Annotated in this window: 15 protein-coding genes, 1 tRNA gene and 1 pseudogene; 10 read left to right on the top strand and 7 right to left on the bottom strand. The window is 57.9% G+C overall.

Annotation, left to right across the window (positions count from 1 at the left end; genetic code table 11):
• Nucleotides 1-4 precede the first annotated feature (4 nt).
• A complete protein-coding gene (locus AC4PR2_RS22455) occupies nt 5-919 on the bottom strand; it encodes an NAD-dependent epimerase/dehydratase family protein (protein ID WP_197803069.1) in 915 nt (304 codons plus the stop codon).
• Entirely contained in the window at nt 916-2,655 is a 1,740-nt protein-coding gene (locus tag AC4PR2_RS22450; protein WP_172906261.1) for a fatty acyl-AMP ligase, read from the bottom strand. Before AC4PR2_RS22450 ends, AC4PR2_RS22455 begins: the two co-directional genes overlap by 4 nt.
• Before the next feature lie 739 nt (nt 2,656-3,394).
• On the opposite strand from AC4PR2_RS22450, the gene AC4PR2_RS22445 reads away from it, so the two are divergent.
• From AC4PR2_RS22445 to psrA, 3 genes are all read left to right on the top strand, one after another.
• Nucleotides 3,395-4,519, top strand: a complete 1,125-nt coding sequence (locus tag AC4PR2_RS22445) for an N-acetyltransferase (RefSeq protein ID WP_492175496.1) — start codon at nt 3,395-3,397, stop codon at nt 4,517-4,519.
• A gap of 218 nt (nt 4,520-4,737) precedes the next feature.
• Complete coding sequence (locus AC4PR2_RS22440; RefSeq protein WP_492175495.1) at nt 4,738-5,103, top strand: diacylglycerol kinase; 366 nt, start codon at nt 4,738-4,740, stop codon at nt 5,101-5,103.
• A gap of 91 nt (nt 5,104-5,194) precedes the next feature.
• Nucleotides 5,195-6,094: an L-proline-binding transcription factor PsrA gene (gene psrA, locus AC4PR2_RS22435; protein WP_197803073.1), complete on the top strand. Its 900-nt coding sequence runs from the start codon at nt 5,195-5,197 to the stop codon at nt 6,092-6,094.
• Here the strand turns inward: psrA and AC4PR2_RS22430 are convergent.
• Together AC4PR2_RS22430 and AC4PR2_RS22425 are read right to left on the bottom strand one after the other, a co-directional pair.
• The gene (locus tag AC4PR2_RS22430) at nt 6,069-6,875 is read right to left on the bottom strand and encodes a substrate-binding domain-containing protein (protein WP_197803076.1); all 807 of its coding nucleotides are present in this window, start codon (nt 6,873-6,875) and stop codon (nt 6,069-6,071) included. The two genes, psrA and AC4PR2_RS22430, sit on opposite strands and share 26 nt — an antisense overlap.
• Nucleotides 6,876-6,901: 26 nt before the next feature.
• Nucleotides 6,902-8,197: an MFS transporter gene (locus AC4PR2_RS22425; RefSeq protein ID WP_084827422.1), complete on the bottom strand. Its 1,296-nt coding sequence runs from the start codon at nt 8,195-8,197 to the stop codon at nt 6,902-6,904.
• A gap of 438 nt (nt 8,198-8,635) precedes the next feature.
• Between AC4PR2_RS22425 and AC4PR2_RS22420 the strand changes: the two genes are divergently transcribed.
• Together AC4PR2_RS22420 and proR are read left to right on the top strand one after the other, a co-directional pair.
• Nucleotides 8,636-8,989, top strand: a complete 354-nt coding sequence (locus tag AC4PR2_RS22420) for a type II toxin-antitoxin system RelE/ParE family toxin (protein WP_100396990.1) — start codon at nt 8,636-8,638, stop codon at nt 8,987-8,989.
• Between the two features lie 4 nt (nt 8,990-8,993).
• Nucleotides 8,994-9,296, top strand: a complete 303-nt coding sequence (proR, locus tag AC4PR2_RS22415; RefSeq protein ID WP_049200011.1) for a transcriptional regulator ProR — start codon at nt 8,994-8,996, stop codon at nt 9,294-9,296.
• Nucleotides 9,297-9,367: 71 nt separating this feature from the next.
• Here proR and AC4PR2_RS22410 read toward each other — a convergent pair.
• Nucleotides 9,368-9,443: transfer RNA gene (locus AC4PR2_RS22410), tRNA-Asn, on the bottom strand.
• Between the two features lie 455 nt (nt 9,444-9,898).
• Between AC4PR2_RS22410 and AC4PR2_RS22405 the strand changes: the two genes are divergently transcribed.
• The 5 genes and pseudogenes from AC4PR2_RS22405 to AC4PR2_RS22385 all read left to right on the top strand — a co-directional run bounded on the left by AC4PR2_RS22405 (nt 9,899) and on the right by AC4PR2_RS22385 (nt 13,850).
• Complete coding sequence (locus AC4PR2_RS22405) at nt 9,899-11,017, top strand: branched-chain amino acid ABC transporter substrate-binding protein (RefSeq protein WP_048234441.1); 1,119 nt, start codon at nt 9,899-9,901, stop codon at nt 11,015-11,017.
• A 125-nt stretch (nt 11,018-11,142) separates the two neighbouring features.
• Nucleotides 11,143-12,057 (top strand): ABC transporter permease subunit, encoded by a 915-nt coding sequence (locus AC4PR2_RS22400; RefSeq protein WP_004928592.1) that lies wholly within the window; start codon nt 11,143-11,145, stop codon nt 12,055-12,057.
• Between the two features lie 10 nt (nt 12,058-12,067).
• Nucleotides 12,068-12,940: pseudogene (locus AC4PR2_RS22395) on the top strand (ABC transporter permease subunit); the annotation flags it as partial.
• A gap of 167 nt (nt 12,941-13,107) precedes the next feature.
• Complete coding sequence (locus AC4PR2_RS22390) at nt 13,108-13,566, top strand: STM2901 family protein (protein ID WP_492175494.1); 459 nt, start codon at nt 13,108-13,110, stop codon at nt 13,564-13,566.
• Entirely contained in the window at nt 13,560-13,850 is a 291-nt protein-coding gene (locus AC4PR2_RS22385; protein WP_492175493.1) for a DUF1493 family protein, read from the top strand. The genes AC4PR2_RS22390 and AC4PR2_RS22385 overlap by 7 nt, the downstream gene beginning before the upstream one ends.
• Before the next feature lie 45 nt (nt 13,851-13,895).
• Here the strand turns inward: AC4PR2_RS22385 and AC4PR2_RS22380 are convergent, their stop codons facing one another.
• Together AC4PR2_RS22380 and AC4PR2_RS22375 are read right to left on the bottom strand one after the other, a co-directional pair.
• On the bottom strand, nt 13,896-14,444 hold the full coding sequence (locus AC4PR2_RS22380) for a tail fiber assembly protein (protein WP_492175491.1): 549 nt from the start codon (nt 14,442-14,444) through the stop codon (nt 13,896-13,898).
• The coding region (locus AC4PR2_RS22375) for a phage tail fiber protein (RefSeq protein WP_492175490.1) at nt 14,441-16,816 on the bottom strand (2,376 nt) is incomplete at its 5' end. The genes AC4PR2_RS22375 and AC4PR2_RS22380, both read right to left, overlap by 4 nt.

Here is a 16,816-nt window from a genome sequence, read left to right as displayed (position 1 = left end):
ATAATTAAAACAGCCCTTCACGCAGCGCGCGTTCCAAACTCACCTGTGGAAACCAATTAATCTGTTGCGACAGCGCGTGATTGCTGGCGGACCAGTCGTGATGGGTTAACTCGCGTATTTTGCTGCGTGTCAGCATCGGTTCCTGTTTGACCAGGCGGTTCCACACCACGCTGATATCCGCCAGGGCTTTCAGCAGCGGCAGCGGAATGCCTACCAGACGCACCGGCCCGTGCCGCACGGCGGCGCCGATGTCCCGCAGGCGCAGCCAGTTATAGCCTTCGGCCACGCCGTCGCACAGTTCGTAAATATTTGGCTGCGCGGGTTCGGCCTGCACCCATTGGCTGACCGCCTTGGCCAAATCGCTCACGTGCAGAAAAGAGAGCCTGGCGTCAGGCGCGCCCAGCCGGGGCAGCACGCCGCGCAGCAGGCCGTTGAACAGCGGCTTCAGCTCTTTATCGCCGGGCCCGTAAACCGCCGTCGGGCGGAAAATCCCCAGCGCGATGTCGCCCGTGGCGGCGATGAGTTGCTGCTCGGCGGCCTGTTTTGAATGGGCATACCAGGACAGCGCCGGATGGCGGGCCGCCAGCGACGACATGAACAGGAAGCGATGGCAGCGGCCGTTCTGCCTGACGGCCTGCATCAAATTCAGGCTGCCGGTCACGTTGCAGCGGGTGAACACCGCTTCCGAATGCCCGCGCACCTGGCCCGCACAGTGCACCACGCACTCTGCGCCGCGCACCAGCTCGGTGAGCGAGGGCCGATCTTCCAGCGCGCCGGGGATCCACTGCAGGTTGTCGATGGCGGCTTTTCCGGCTTGCCGCGTCAGGGCGCGCACGCTAAACCCTTGCGCCAGCAGTTCCTGGACGATGTGCCGGCCGATAAAGCCGGTCGCGCCCGTCACCGCCACGGTGCCGCTCATTGCGCGAAACCGGCCAGCTGCGGCATTTGCGGGTAGAGCGAGGCGCTCAGCCAGCGTTTCTTGGCCTCGGCGCGGGCGGGTTTGCCCGACGACGTGCGGGGAATGCTGTGCGGCGGCAGCAGCTCGATATCCACCGCGATGCCGAACTCGCTTTGAATGCGCGCGCTCAGCGAATGCACGATTTGCTCCCGGCGTTCTTCCGAGCTGACTCGGCACTGGATTTGCAAAATGATCCTGGCCGCCTCGTCGTGTTCTTCGGTCACGAAGGCAATCGCATCGCCGGAACGGATTTCAGGCTCGGATTCCGCGACGTACTCGATATCCTGCGGCCAGATATTGCGGCCGCGAATGATGATCAGATCCTTCTTGCGGCCGGTGACGTACAGATAGCCGTCCAGCAGATAGCCCAGATCGCCGGTGTCCATCCAGCCGGTCACCTGGATCTGCTGTTGGGATTCGTCGTCGCAGAAATAACCGTTCATCAGGCTGGGGCCGGAAATCGTGATATGACCGACCTGGCGTTCCGGCAGCGGCTGCCCGGTTTCGCTGCGGATCTCGATGCGGTGGCCGGGCAACGCTCGGCCGCAGTTGACGAAGGTCGAGACGGCGCGGGTCTTCTTGCCGGGCGCGACCGCCTTACCCTCGTACTCCAAAATATCGCGGTCGACGGCGTTGGTTTGCGGGCCGGAGCAAGGGTCGGAAAAGCTCACCGCCAGAGTGTTCTCGGCCAGGCCATAGCACGGCATGAAGGCTTTGCTGTCGAAGTTGATGCTGCTGAAGTGTTCGCCGAACTGGCCGAGCAGCTCGGCCGGGATCGGCTCGGCGCCTACACCCGCGACCCGCCAGCTGGAGAGATCCAGATCGGCCAGCTCTTTGGCGTTGCTGCGGCGCAGGCACAGGTCGTAGCCGAACGGCGGGGCGACGGACACCGTGCCGCGATTCTTGGCGATCAGTTTCAGCCACTGCATCGGGCGCATGGCGAAATCTTGCGTGCGCAGGTAATCGACGGACAGCTGGGTCGCCACCGGGGTCAGCAGGAAACCGACCAGGCCCATATCGTGATAGAAGGGCAGCCAGGAGACGCAGCGGTCGCCCGCGCGCAGCTTGATCCCGTCGCGGCTGATCGCGTTCAGGTTCGCCATGGCCGCCCGCTGGGTAATGATCACGCCGCGCGGAAAGCGGGTGCTGCCCGAGGTGTATTGGAGATAGGCGATGTCGTCAGGCGAAGGTGCGGGCAACGCGATTTCCGGCTCCGGCAACGCGTTAAAATCCTCGTCGCTGAGGATGTGCAGCGACGGCGCCTTTTCCGTGGCCGAGGCGATCAGCGGCGTCCACTCTTCGCTGCTGATGATTGCCGCGGGGTTACAGCTGGCGATCAGCCCCTTCAGCTTGGCGGTGTAGGAGTCGCGCTGGCCCACGCCCATCGGGATCGCCAACGGCACCGCCACCAGGCCGGCATATTGGCAGGCGAAAAAGGCTTCGACGAATCCCGCGCTAGTTTCGGCGATCAGCGCCACGCGATCGCCTTTCTTGAGTTTCAGCGACAATAAACGCCGCGCGCCCGAGATCGCTTTTTGCTGCAGCGTGCGGTATTCGAGCACGGTCACAAGTTGATTGCGCCGATCGTAAAAATTCATTCCCGTATTGCCCAGCGCCGCGTAATCCAACGCGTCCACTAAAGTGGGGAAGTCCGCATAGCGCATGGGAAGAGAATGAACGGAACTTGTTTCAGACATAGACAAACTAGCCATAGATTAAAAATCACCAAAAGAGATAAAAGACTCTTGGCGAGGTAATTGATATTTTACTATGAATAGGTTTTGAATAAGTTTATTATTCAACCATCTTCATTCCGCGAGCAGCATATATTACCGCGCTTGAACGGTACGCCGGTTATTACCCGGGCAGAGTGTGAGTTGCCCGTTTTATCAGCCTTGTACGGCACCCTGGCGATATACGGGGGGCTATTGTAAGCTCCGGGTTTCGCCGTTCTTTAGCCTGAATGTGTCGGGCAGGAAATAACTGTCGACTCATGGGTTATGACCTCGTGCATGGCTATCTTAGAACTTAAACACTTCCTAAACAGTATGCCGCAAGAAATCAAAAAGTGAATGGCTCATTTAAGCTGAATCTTAAAAAGAGCATTAAGTGGTAAAAATGGCGATCCCGCTCCTGATTAAAGTCGGTACACTAAATGCGGCAGATTTCTTTTGCCCAAACAGCACGAAATAATAAAAGAGCATCATTAGCGTAGCATGTCAGCGCCGCTTTTTGTTTCCCTTTTTTCGAACAATCACGGAAACCTCAGGGTGAATATCGGGCAATGAGCACGCTGATTCACCGGGGGTAATATTCGGTTTTTCTTATCGTTGAACCGGAGGCAATACACAATCCAATTAAAGAGAACAGCATAAAAAATGCTAAAGGCGTTGTCGCGCGCTTATTTAATTATTTTATTAAAACGTAAGGCTATTTATGATCCGCATTGAGAAAGTTCTGGATAAACGCGAGCTTAAAGAATTTATTGCTTTCCCCTCGTTACTGTTTCGCGATGATCCAAACTGGATTGAGCCGCTGTATTTAGAGCGCGAAGAGCATCTGTCAAAGAAGAATCCCGGCACCGACCATATCGAATGGCAGGCGTGGGTGGCCAAAAAGCAGGGGAAGGTCGTTGGGCGCATCACCGCACAAATTGATTCCCTGCACCGCGAGCTGCATGGCGAGGATACCGGCCACTTCGGCATGATCGACGTCGTTGACGATCCCGCCGTATTCAGCGCGTTGTTCACGGTGGCGGAGGAGTGGTTGAGGTTGAAAGGCGCGCGCAAAATCACCGGGCCGTTCAGCCTCAATATCAATCAGGAAAGCGGCCTGTTGGTCGAGGGGTTCGACACTCCGCCCTCGGCGCTGATGACGCACGCCAAGCCTTATTACGCGCCCCAGATAGCGCAGCAGGGCTATAGCGAAGGGATTGATTTGCTTGCCTATTGGATGAAAAGAACCGATCTGCACTTTTCGCCGTCGTTAACCCGGATGATGGACCAGGTACGCAAAAAGGTGACCGTTCGCCGCCTCAACCGCAAGCGCTTTCGCGAGGAGATGCAGGTGCTGCGCGAGGTGTTCAACTCCGGGTGGCAGCATAACTGGGGGTTTGTCCCGTTCACCGAGCACGAGTTCGCCACCATGGGGGATCAGCTGAAGTTTCTGGTGCCCGACGATATGATCCATATCGCCGAGGTGGATGGCGCCCCCTGCGCCTTTATCGTCGGCTTGCCGAACATTAACGAAGCGATTGCCGATCTGCAGGGGCGGTTATTGCCGTTTGGCTGGGCGAAGTTATTGTGGCGGCTGAAGGTCAGCGGCGTGCGCACCGCGCGCGTGCCGTTGATGGGCGTGCGCCAGGAATATCAATTCAGCCGCATCGGGCCGATTATTGCGCTGTTGCTGATTGAGGCGCTGCGCGAGCCTTTCGCCAAGCGCAATATCGACGCATTGGAAATGTCTTGGATCCTGGAAACCAATACCGGCATGCGGACGATTTTAGAACGCATCGGCGCGGTTCCCTATAAGCGCTACCGCTTGTACGAGAAAACGCTTTAACCGGCTGATAACGTTTCGTCTTTTAACGTCCTCAGGATAATAAGCCCGCCAGGGCATTTTTCGCGCTGGTCGTTTCACTGTTGTGCGGGCATCGCGTGAGCGAATGAATCCTCTCCTGAGGGCAAACGGTTAAGGTCTTTAATTAATAAACCCGAGATAAATTCACGGCGCGTGATTTATTTGCGGGCGTTGTCGTCGTGTTGATGAGAGCAAATGCTATGCCTGGAAATAAGAAAAAGGGAATAAGCCGATTAACCTACAGCATAAGGAACTCATGGGCCGGGGTTATTGACGCGGTGCTTACCGAAGATGCGTTCCGCCAATTATTGGTTATTAACGCCATTTTACTGGTTGTTACATTTGGTTTAGATATTACAAAAATGGAGCCGCTGTTATTAATTATCTGCAGTTTCCTGCTATTGGTGGTGGAGCTGCTGAATACGGCGATTGAAACCGTGGTCGATCGCATTTCGCTGGAATTACATCCGTTATCCAAACGCGCCAAAGATTTGGGCGGCGCAGCGCAGCTGGTGGCGGTGGTGCTGACCATCGTGGTTTGGGCAACGGTGCTGCTGGGGCGATAGGGGTTTGAGTGGTTCAACCACCAGGCGGTTGTCGTGGCGATATAAGCGGTTATCATCGTTGTTTTGCGTTCAGCAAGGAGAGTAGGCCGTTATGCCCGTGAATTTTGATCTCAACGATCTTTATGCCTTCCGCGCGCTGGTGGAGTACGGCAATTTTCGGCTGGCCGCGGAGTCCATCTGCCTGTCGCAGTCGGCGCTGAGCCGCAGGATTGAAAAGCTGGAAAACGCGCTGGGCAGCAAACTGTTCGATCGCACCACCCGGCGCGTGACTTTGACGCTGTACGGGCAGGCTTTTGCCGAGCGTTCGGATCAGCTGCTGATGAATGTCGAAGCGGTGTTGGCCGATATCGATAAGGTCAGCCAGGAGCGTACCGGGCTGGTCACCGTCGCCACGGTGCCGTCGGCGGCCTACTATTTCATGCCCGACGTGATACGCCGTTTCCGGCTTCGCTATCCGCGCGTGCGCGTTAAACTGATCGACGGTAGCGCAGGCAATGTCATTGAGGCGGTCACCGGCGGCCAGGCCGATTTCGGCATCTGCTTTGCCGGGCGGCTGCAGCCTCATCTTGAATTTGTGCCGTTGGTGGAGGACGTTTACGTGGCCGCCTGCCGGCGCGACCATCCGCTCGCCGCTAAAAAGAGCCTCACCTGGCGGGAATTTTATCAGCAGGACTACGTGTCGCTGGATAAAACCTCCGGCAATCGCAATCTGCTCGATCAGCGCCTGGAACACCTCATGCCGGAGCGCCCCAGCGTGTGCGAAACTCGCCATGTGACGACCATGCTGGGCATGGTTGAGGCGGGCATCGGCATTGCCGCCGTGCCCGCCATGTCAATGCCCGCTTCAGAGCATTCGGTGTTGACGTCGGTGCCGCTGGTCGATCCGGTGGTGAAACGCAGCGTGGGCCTCATCAGACGCGGCGGCCGCATGCAGTCTTTCGTCGCCGCCGAGCTGGAAAAGCTGATTACTGAACGGTATCACTCTGCCTGACCGGCTGCTGCGCCGGCACGGTTCGCATGCCGGTCGCGCGAATGGTCGGCTGTGCCTGAGAGGAGGCGAGGAAGTCCAGCAGCGCTTTGCCTTCGCGGCGGTGCTCCGCCCTGGCGGTTACCGCGCCGGCGAAGCGGGTGATGTACTGCACGTTTTCCGGCAGCTCGCCGATAAAGGTGACGCCCGCCACGGGCAGCAATTCGCTGACCTGCTGGAAGCCCAGCGCATATTTCCCTTGCGCCACTTCAGAAGCCACCGGAATGCGCTCAACCACATGCGCTTTTCCTTTCACCTGTTCCTCGATGCCCAGCTTTTTGAACAGTTGGCCGCTGACGTAGCGGCCGCTGGCGCTGTCGGAATAGGCGAAAGAGTTCGCCTGCAGCAAGACATTGCGCAGGTCGGCATCCGTTTTTATCACCGGCTTGGACGCGCCCTGTTTGACCACCATGCCGATCGGCGAATCGGCCAGCTCCACGCGCGAACCCGGCTGGGTCCAGCGCTCTTTTTCCAGTTGGGTGAGCGCGTCGCCCACCATGATCAGCACATCGGCTTGCTCTCCGCGCGCCAGCCGCGCGGGGATCGCCTGCGGCGTTTTGCCCATCGAGGGGCCGGACACCAGAATGATTTTGTCGCCGCTTTGGGCTTCATACTCCGGGGCCAGCTTCTCCAGCGCGGCTTTGAAGCCGCCGGAGATCATGACGGTCACGTCTTTGGCCAGCGCCGCTGTACTGCAGGAGGCGCACATGAGCAGAGTGATGATCGAACGAGTGAGTTTTTGCATGGCATCATTCCTTTTGAGATGGCGGCTTAGCGCGCGGTTTGCAGCGGCATGGCGATGCGGCGATACAGATACAGTGTCGCCAGCAAGGCGCACAGCGCGGCGAAGCTCATCCAGTAGCCCGGTGAAGCCTTGTCGCCGGTGTATTCGATCAACGCGGTGGAGACTACCGGCGTAAAGCCGCCGAATACCGCCGTCGCCAGGCTGTAGGCCAGCGAGAACCCGGCCACCCGCACTTCTGTTGGCATGATCTCGGTTAAGGCCGGGATCATCGCGCCGTTGTAGAGGCCATAAATGAAGGACAGCCACAGCAGCACGGCCAGCATCATGCTGAAGCTGGGGGCGGCGGCGAGCAGGCTGAGCGCCGGGTAGGCGGTGGCCAACGTCAGCAACGTCATGGCGACCAGCACCGGTTTGCGGCCGAAGCGATCCGACAGCGCACCGCCGATGGGCAACCAGATGAAGTTGGAAATCGCGACCAGTAAAGTGACCAGCAAACTGTCGGAGGCGCTGAGCAACAGCACCTTTTTGCCGAAGGTCGGCGCATACACGGTGATCAGGTAAAACGCGGTGGTGGTCATGGCGACCATCAGCATGCCGGCGATCACCACCGGCCAGTTTTTCAGCAGGGTTTTAAACACGTCGCGCATCGCCAGGTGGTGGCGGCGGGCGGTAAATTCCTGCGTTTCTTCCAGCTTGCGGCGCAGGATGAAGATGAAGGGAACGATCAGGCAGCCGAACAGGAAAGGCAGGCGCCATCCCCACTCGCGAATAGCGCTTTCTTCAAGCGCCGCGTTGAGCGCGAAGCCCATGGCCGCCGCCACCATGATAGCCACCTGCTGGCTGCCGGACTGCCAGCTGGTGTAGAAGCCTTTACGGCCCGGCGTGGCGATTTCAGCCAGATAGACGGACACGCCGCCCAGCTCCGCGCCCGCCGAGAAGCCTTGCAACAGACGCCCGCACAGCACCAGCAGCGGCGCCCAAAGCCCGATGCTTTGGTAAGAGGGGATCAGCACGATCAGGAAGGTGCCCGCGGCCATGATCGACAGGGTCACGATCAACCCTTTGCGGCGGCCGACTTTATCGATGTAAGCGCCCAGCACGATGGCGCCGATCGGGCGCATCAGAAAACCTGCGCCGAATACCGCGAAGGTCATCATCAGCGAGGCGAACTCGCTGCTGGCCGGGAAAAAGGTATGTGCGATGTAGGTAGCGTAAAAGCCGAACAGGAAAAAATCGAACTGCTCTAAAAAGTTGCCGGAGGTGACGCGCAGTATCGCGCCGGTTCTGGCCCGGGTGGTCATGGGTGAGGTAGAGGAATGCATCTTTATCTCCAGTTTGTTATTGGCGCTTGACGCCACGCCTGTTGCTGAAGACTCGCTCAGGAAAATAAACTAAATAAGCGCAATAAACGCATGGCGCGATGCGTTTGGCGCATCAATCGGCGTTAACAATGTTGCCTAACCCGATGTAACGTGGCGTTAACAAGTTTGTCGCTCATCGCCCGCTGCGCAGAACGCCGAAAACGTTATGCGCTTTTTGTGACAGGGTTCATAAAGGGGCGGCGGGGAAGCGCCCCGTGCCTCTGAACGATTGTTCGATACCGCTCGTAAAAAGGTGAATGCCTCGCACTGCGTTTGCAAAATGCTCGGATGTACGTTCAGCCTTGCAGTAACAACGCATGCCTTTGCATGTCATCCCTGCACTTCTCTGCTATAGCTTTACATCTATATAGTTGTTGATCTATATTGCAGGGAGGTCCCGTGTGGGAAATTAAAACAACGGATGTGTTTGATGACTGGTTTAGCTCACTCAACGATGCCGATCGGGCCGGCGTACTTGCCGCATTGATGGTCCTACGGGAAAAGGGGCCCGGGCTGCCCAGACCCTATGCCGATACGGTGAAAGGCTCACGTTACAGCAATATGAAAGAGTTGCGCATTCAGAGCCGTGGAGAACCGTTGCGGGCATTCTTCGCTTTCGATCCGTACCGTATTGGCATTGTGCTTTGCGCGGGCAATAAAGCCGGCAATGAAAAACGCTTTTACGATCGAATGCTTCAGATTGCCGATCGGGAATTCACCTGTTGGCTGAACACATTAAACGAGAAGGAGTGACGCGATGGGCAGAACGCTGGAACAGCTTATTGCGGATGAAAAGCCCGAGGTCGTGGCCAACGCGCAGGCGCTGGCGGCGGACATCATGCTGAACATTCACCTTGCCGAGCTGCGCGAAAAAGTACAGAAAACGCAGGTTGAAATGGCGCAGGCGCTGGGGATCCGGCAGCCGACCGTGGCCGTGATGGAAAAACCGGGCCGCGATCTGAAACTGTCTTCGCTAAAACGCTACGTTGAGGCGGCGGGCGGCAAACTGCGGCTGGATGTTGAACTGCCGGACGGCTCTCACTACGAAGTGGTGCTGTAGACGCCGCTGCTCGGTTAACGGTAGAAAGCAAAAAGCCCGCTCGGGTTTCCCTGAGCGGGCTTCTCTAAATATGGCTCCTCTGACTGGACTCGAACCAGTGACATACGGATTAACAGTCCGCCGTTCTACCGACTGAACTACAGAGGAATCGTGTGAACGGGGCGAATAATAGCGGGGCGCCTGGGGTTTGTCAAAGCGCTAAACTGCAAAAAAAGTGCGTTTGCTGAGGGAATGAGCACCTTGCGCTGTTTTTCGGCATCTTTCGCCGGCAGGCGCTGATTTTTCCCGCCTGTTTCGTTGTCATATCGCTTGCACAAGCCCTTGCACGGCGATGGTGCAGGGCCACTCTCCCTCTCATGCCCCCTCTCACGCTAGCCGTACGGCCCTGACCCCGTTATCCCCGCCAAGCGCCGCGCCGCAACTGATATGTAGGATGAATAAGCAAACAATATGTATTCGTCGTCACAATGGCTGGATTTTTGCTTACCCATTTTTGGGGAATGCGACTGCGCTCTCAAGAAAATTATTTTCCCCGTCTACACATAAAGTGACTGATCCGCGCCCCCGGGCGTTTCGCTACAACAGTGCTGAGGAAGATAACAATGTCATCGAAATTGATAAAAAGTCCGCTCGCTGCTTTGCTCATCGGTTGTTTAGGTACGGCTTTTTCCGCGCAGGCCGATATCGTCATCGGCGTCGCCGGGCCGTTCTCCGGGCCGAACGCCACCTATGGCGATCAGTATTGGCGCGGGGCTTCGCAGGCGGCGGCGGACATCAACGCCGCCGGCGGCATCAAAGGGGAAAAAATCAAGCTGGTGCAGGGGGATGACGCCTGCGAACCGAAACAGGCGGTCGCGGTGGCCAACCGGCTGGTGGATCAGGACAAGGTCTCGGCGGTGGTCGGCCACTTCTGCTCCTCTTCCACCATGCCCGCCTCCGAGGTGTATGACGAGGCCGGCATCATCGCCATCACCCCCGGCTCCACCAACCCGCAAATCACCGAGCGCGGCATGAAGACCATGTTCCGCATGTGCGGGCGCGACGATCAGCAGGGCGCGATCGCCACCAACTACATGCTGGATACCCTGAAGGCCAAACGCATCGCGGTGATCCACGATAAAGACACCTACGGCCAGGGGCTGGCGGATGCCGCCAAGGCGGCGATGAACAAGCGCGGAGTCAAAGAAGTGCTGTATGAGGGGTTGTCGCGCGGCGAGAAAGACTTCAACGCGCTGGTGACCAAGATCGCCTCGGTCAAGCCGGACGTGGTCTACTTCGGCGGCTGCCATCCGGAAGCCGGGCCGCTGGTGCGCCAGATGCGCGAGCAGGGCGTGACCGCCAAGTTCTTCTCCGGCGACTGCGTGGTGACCGAAGAGCTGGTGACCGCCGCCGGCGGGCCGCAGTACACCAACGGCGTGCTGATGACCTTCGGCAACGATCCGCGTCTGATCCCGGAAGGCAAGGCGGTGATCGCCAAGTTCCGCGCCAGCGGCTTTGAACCGGAAGGGTACACCCTCTACTCCTACGCCTCGATCCAGGCGATCGCCGCCGCCTTCAACGCCACCGGCGGCAAAGACAGCGCCAAGGCCGCCGAATGGCTGAAGTCGCACGACGTCGATACCGTGATGGGCAAAAAGGCCTGGGACCAGAAGGGCGACCTGAAGGTCTCGGACTACGTGGTCTACCAATGGGATGACAAGGGCAAATATCACCAGCTGTAAACGGTCGAACCTTGAAGTTGTAACCCTATGACCGACGGGCTCGCCGTTCAGGCGAGCCCGTTCCGCGATGACCTTTGGGCCGCGTCGGACTGCGTTGGCGGCCTTACCAGGCGAGACTGCTCATTATGGATGTATTCTTTCTGCAACAGCTGATCAACGGCCTGACCCTTGGCGCAGTGTATGGCCTGATCGCCATCGGCTACACCATGGTTTACGGCATCATCGGCATGATCAACTTCGCCCACGGCGAGGTGTACATGATCTCCGCCTACCTGTGCGCCATCGGCTTGGCGCTGCTGTCGTTCTTCGGGCTGCACTCGTTCCCGCTGCTGATCCTCGGCACGCTGGTGTTCACCATCGTCATCACCGGGGTGTACGGCTGGGTGATCGAGCGCATCGCCTACAAGCCGCTGCGCAACTCCACCCGCCTGGCGCCCTTGATCTCCGCCATCGGCATGTCGTTAATCCTGCAAAACTACGCGCAGATAAGCCAGGGGCCGCGCCAGCAGGGCATCCCGACGCTGCTGAGCGGCGTGTTCCGCCTGGAGTTCGACGGCGGCGTGGTGCAGATCACTTACACCAAGGTGTTTATTCTGGTGGCGTCGCTGCTCGGCATGGCGATCCTCACCTACATCATTCAGCGCACCCGGCTGGGGCGCATCTGCCGCGCCACCCAGCAGGATCGCAAAATGGCTTCGATTCTTGGCATCAATACCGATCGGGTGATCTCGCTGGTGTTCGTGATCGGCGCCGCCATGGCCGGGCTGGCCGGGGTGCTGATCACCATGAACTACGGCACCTTCGATTTTTACGTCGGCTTTATCATCGGCATCAAGGCCTTCACCGCCGCGGTGCTGGGTGGCATTGGCTCGCTGCCGGGGGCCATGCTGGGCGGGCTGCTGCTCGGGGTGGCGGAGGCGCAGTTCGCCGGCATGGTGAACTCGGATTACAAGGACGTGTTCTCCTTCGGGTTGCTGGTGGCGATCCTGATCTTCCGTCCGCAGGGCCTGCTCGGCCGGCCGCTGATCGCCAAGGTTTAAGGAGAATGCCATGTCGCAATCCGTGATCAACGGCGGGCTGGACGTTAAACGCAGCCTGCTGGACGCCGTCTTGGCCGGGCTGATCGCCCTGATCGTGTTCGGGCCGATCGTCGGCATCGTGCTGAACGGCTACAGCTTCAACTTCGAGCCGCACCGGCTGGTGTGGATTATCGTCGCGGTGATGGCCGGGCGGCTGTTGCTGAGCCTGTTCTTGCAAACCGCGCCGGGGCGCAGGGTGCTGGCGCGCTTCGACGGCGGCAACGACGGCGTTTACGTGCGGCCGCTGGGCTATAAATCCAACCTGCGCTGGATCCTGCCGCTGATGGCGGCGATCGCGCTGCTGTTCCCCTTCGTCGCCACCAAATACCTGCTGACGGTGGCGATCCTCGGCCTGATCTACGTGCTGCTCGGCCTGGGGCTGAATATCGTGGTCGGCCTGGCGGGGCTGCTCGATCTTGGGTACGTGGCGTTTTACGCCATCGGCGCTTACGGGCTGGCGCTGGGCTATCAGTACCTCGGGCTGGGATTTTGGGCGATGCTGCCGCTGGGGGCGCTGATGGCGGCGCTGGCCGGTGCGCTGCTGGGCTTTCCGGTGCTGCGCATGCACGGCGACTACCTGGCGATCGTCACGCTGGGGTTTGGGGAGATCATCCGGCTGGTGCTGAACAACTGGATGTCGCTCACCGGCGGGCCGAACGGCGTCTCGGTGCCGGCGCCGACGGTGTTCGGCCTGGAGTTCGGCCGCCGCGCCAAAGACGGCGGGGTGCCGATCCACGAGTTTCTCGGCATCGATTACAACCCCAACCTCAAGTTCATTTTCATCTATGCGGTGCTGTTTTTGGTGGTGCTGCTGGTGCTGTACATCAAGCACCGGCTGACGCGTGATGCGGCGCGCGATATTTGAGATAAAAACTTGCGATAAATGCCCCTCGATTTTTCTTTCACTATATGCAATAAAATTACAGGCGCTCTCCCTCATCTCAGGCTTGGGCGCTAATACTAATTTGCATGTTATCGCGTTGCGGGCATACCCACGGACAAGGACTACTGATGGATACGGTTGAAGAACTTGGTGGCACTTACTTCTACGCTGGACGACCAAACCTGACGGCTGGTGAACTCTTTTTCATGGTCTTCTGTGAAAAAACTGCAGCTCAATTAGGCGTTGATGACTATGGCGCGATCGTCGCAATATTTGCAGGTTTAAATATTTCTCCAACCCGGGAGAAGTTTAGGAATGCGATCCATGATACATCATACGCATCGCGAGCCTCTAGGCGAGTGTTCGGCAAGACGATGTTCCCTATGGGACTCAAGCTCCCCACCGTTATTGGCGGATATCCTCCATCAACTATCAAGATTCGCATGGTGAGAAAGCTCGGAACATTTGTAGGCCGGGCAGTTCCTGTAGTTGGCTGGATCATTCTAGCTGCGGACGTAACGGAAATCTCATTTAAAACCGTCACAACATACAATAGCATTGCACGAGGGGTGGACAAATTATGGTAGACAATATCGAAAAGCGAGTTTTCCAACTCGTCGAACCCTACAATGGTCGCTCCTGGCTTACTTTCAAAAAATCTCACTTAACCAAGGAATCCTCGCTGAACCAATCTATGAAGATGGACGAAGAAGAAGCTAGTGATCTGTTAGATGAAATTTTCACGGAGTTTAACCTTGCGCGTGATGGGTTTGACTTCAGTATTTACTTCCCAGCGACCAAACAACCATCAAAACCTCTAACTATCTATATGCTCATTGAGTCCGCCAAAGCCGGCCGGTGGCTGTATTAGTTAACCCAGCCCTGTCCAGAGCTGGGTGTGAACACGCGATATGCGTTATTCCGGTACTGGTGGCCAGTCGATATCTGGAGCTTTGCAGGTATCAATACGACTGAGATCCACCGAGTAGGCCGCCCACGCCGCCAGTCGCCTGGTTTCTTCTTTGGTTGCCATGCCCAGACGTTCCGCACGCTCCAGCGGCGCTAACGTGCGCTCAGCCGCCGCCATAAGTTCGCCCTTGCGCTGCTCAGCCATCTTTTCCTGTTCTTCCGCAGTGTAGACTCGCGGCACAATACGCTGACCGTTGTATTGCCAGTTTGCACCTGTCAGCGGCAGCGTAAATCCCTTGGGTATTTGCTCTGTAGGAATTTCAGCCACGGAAGCGTTAACTGGCCACAGCGTACTGACATCGTAGCTTGCCTGAATGATGATGCCATTCTCGATGTAGGCGATCTTGAGCGTCTGTCGCATAAAGTTTTTCTGCAGCAGATACCAGTCCTGCTCATCGGGTGTACAGATATACTGCGCCTTGATGCGCCTGGCCAGTTCTCCGGCCGGCGTACCTGGCGTAGGCGTATAAAGCTTAAAAGGGCCGTATTTTTTCATGCGTATGCCACCGTATGCCAGTTACCGTTCACGTTTTTTTGCAGATAGCGGAAAAGCATCACCCCTACCTGATTACCTTCGTTACCGTTACCACCGGTAACTACCGCCCCCCATGGAGCTTCAGTCAAGGCACCATCAGTGATAATTTCACCCCGGCTTGCCAAACGAATATCGCGCACAAAGTTCTGGTTCACATAGTCCCAGGTAGCTCGCGCATTGACATCACGATTGTGCGCCCCCCAATCGACGCGACCACTTACCTGCTCAATAACTGCATCCCAAAGCCATTTATTGCCCCAGCGGCTGCCTAATATGTTGCCGTCGCTGGCGTGGGTGCTATTGCCGACCTTGAGAGTGCCCGTTACCGTGGCGTTGCGGTCAACGTACAAATCCTCACCTACAGATATGTTTTTATCAGCGCGGATATACTTATTGACTGTCAGGCTGTCGTTCATACCCACAAAATGAGCAAACGTGACCTGCCCGGTTTTTATATTAACGCTGAAGGGGCGCAGGTTATTCCAGGTGCCGTAGGGGTCTTTGGCCTTTGTCAGCAGCAGATAAAGGCTGTTGCCATCGTTGCGCCAGAATGTGCCGTAGTCACCCGCAACGATGCGGTAGTTATCTGATGAGGTCGATTGAATTTCACCCGTTACTTTTCCGCCGCGCGTATCAAACTGCTGCTGCCAACCGCTCCAGTTGCCGTTGACATTGGTCGCTACCCAGAGTTTGCGACTGTGACTCAGGAACAGATAGTGATGATACTGCCCGTTACCGGTATCAACCTTGAGGTCCGGGCGGTTTGTGGTGTACATCATCGTGCCCCAGCCCTCTGGTGCCCATTTGCTATTCTCCACGCTCCAGACACCGGGTGCGGTCGGTTTGGCATCGCCGGAGAGCGTGCGGTTAGCGCCCATCTTCGCCGCAAAGTTATTCCTGACGTCTGCCGCCTGCACTTCTGCGGCGGTCGGCCGCTGGCGGTCGGTGTACACTTTTGTCCAGCCGTTTTCGTATCCAAAGCCGTCGCGCGATGAGCGGAAAGCGAGTCCGCCGTTGCCATAGTTGAACCTGAAATCTGCAGCGCGCGTGCTGCCGGTGCCGCCGGCGGCGAAGTGCACCACCATGGTCATGCCATCTGCCTGGGTATTGTAGACCCCGGAAGCAGCGTTCCAGGCCACATCCTTGGTTATCTCGGTCGTGCCTCGGGCAAAGTATCGGCTGTCTGATTCTGACTTGCTGTAAACGTTGATGTCACCCGGCAAGGGTTTGTTCCCCGGCGAGTAGACTCGCCCACTGGCATCAGAGACGGTTTTGCCTTTGATAATGCCCTGGGCTTCCAGGTTGCCCTGGCGTACGTCGATAAACAGGCTTCGCCCCTTGATACCCACCGTGTCACAGGTGTTGTAAAAGCCGATGCCCTGCCAAGATTTGATGTCGACGTTGCAGGTGGCATAGCTTGCGCCGTCACCGTTGCCAGGATATACGCCGCCGCCATTGTCGTTGCGGCCCGGCACCTGAATTTTCACGCCGCCAGATGCGCGAATTTCTTTTTTAAACTCACCACCTTCGCTTGCGGAGACGGCATCAACATCGCCGGCCTTTGGCTTATTGTTCGGCGAATAGACGCGCTTGCCCGCCTCAATCAGTTGACCATCGGCGGTGATGTTGCGTTGCATGCGCAGGTCGCCGGTGCGCACGTCGATAAAGCCGGTGATACCTTGTTCACCAATGGTCTTGTAAAAACCGATGCCGTTCCAGGACTTGAGCAGCAGATTGGCCCCGTTGTAGCTGGCACCATCGGCGCCATTCGTAATGCCGGTGTTCGGGCTGACAAAGTCGATGCCGGCATTGAACTGGGTCTTGCCGGTGACCGTGCCGCCGCTCTTTAGCAGGAAGCGGTTGTCCGATTCGGTTTTGCTGTAGGCATTGACGTCGCCGGCTGTGGGCTTGTTGTCATCCGTGTAAATCCGCGACCAGCGCACGCCGTTCTCGGGTTTGTTGGACGAACCAATCCATGCGGCGCCGTTGGCCGGACTAATCGCCACATACCCCGTGGACGGGCCGCCATCTGCCGGCAGGCTGATAATGCCGGCGGTCGCATTCATGGGCGGTTTGTTGGCCGATTTGGCATCGGCGCGGAAAATTTGCCCGTCATTGGTATAGACGTCATCCCGATGACGCGCGCCCATCAGTAAGCCGCCTGAGCCTACCTCCATGACCTGTCCCTTGGTGGTGCCGACATCGCGCAGGGCCGCCGATTTCAGGCCGAGATTATCACGGGCCCTGGGTTTGTCGGTCAGGTCGGCCAGATTGGCCGCTTTCTTGGCACTCGCATCGTTGACCGCCTTGACGGCTTTGGGCGTGGCAGCGAG

This window comes from Serratia sp. A07 (genome assembly GCF_058725505.1).
This window is presented reverse-complemented; position numbering and strand designations above follow the sequence as displayed.

What these genes read in the sequence shown, in the direction of transcription:
- AC4PR2_RS22455 (WP_197803069.1), bottom strand. Translation starts at nt 919, where the DNA reads ATGAGCGGCACCGTGGCGGTGACGGGCGCGACCGGCTTTATCGGCCGG.
- AC4PR2_RS22450 (WP_172906261.1), bottom strand. Translation starts at nt 2,655, where the DNA reads ATGTCTGAAACAAGTTCCGTTCATTCTCTTCCCATGCGCTATGCGGAC.
- AC4PR2_RS22445 (WP_492175496.1), top strand. Translation starts at nt 3,395, where the DNA reads ATGATCCGCATTGAGAAAGTTCTGGATAAACGCGAGCTTAAAGAATTT.
- AC4PR2_RS22440 (WP_492175495.1), top strand. Translation starts at nt 4,738, where the DNA reads ATGCCTGGAAATAAGAAAAAGGGAATAAGCCGATTAACCTACAGCATA.
- psrA (WP_197803073.1), top strand. Translation starts at nt 5,195, where the DNA reads ATGCCCGTGAATTTTGATCTCAACGATCTTTATGCCTTCCGCGCGCTG.
- AC4PR2_RS22430 (WP_197803076.1), bottom strand. Translation starts at nt 6,875, where the DNA reads ATGCAAAAACTCACTCGTTCGATCATCACTCTGCTCATGTGCGCCTCC.
- AC4PR2_RS22425 (WP_084827422.1), bottom strand. Translation starts at nt 8,197, where the DNA reads ATGCATTCCTCTACCTCACCCATGACCACCCGGGCCAGAACCGGCGCG.
- proR (WP_049200011.1), top strand. Translation starts at nt 8,994, where the DNA reads ATGGGCAGAACGCTGGAACAGCTTATTGCGGATGAAAAGCCCGAGGTC.
- AC4PR2_RS22405 (WP_048234441.1), top strand. Translation starts at nt 9,899, where the DNA reads ATGTCATCGAAATTGATAAAAAGTCCGCTCGCTGCTTTGCTCATCGGT.
- AC4PR2_RS22400 (WP_004928592.1), top strand. Translation starts at nt 11,143, where the DNA reads ATGGATGTATTCTTTCTGCAACAGCTGATCAACGGCCTGACCCTTGGC.
- AC4PR2_RS22390 (WP_492175494.1), top strand. Translation starts at nt 13,108, where the DNA reads ATGGATACGGTTGAAGAACTTGGTGGCACTTACTTCTACGCTGGACGA.
- AC4PR2_RS22385 (WP_492175493.1), top strand. Translation starts at nt 13,560, where the DNA reads ATGGTAGACAATATCGAAAAGCGAGTTTTCCAACTCGTCGAACCCTAC.
- AC4PR2_RS22380 (WP_492175491.1), bottom strand. Translation starts at nt 14,444, where the DNA reads ATGAAAAAATACGGCCCTTTTAAGCTTTATACGCCTACGCCAGGTACG.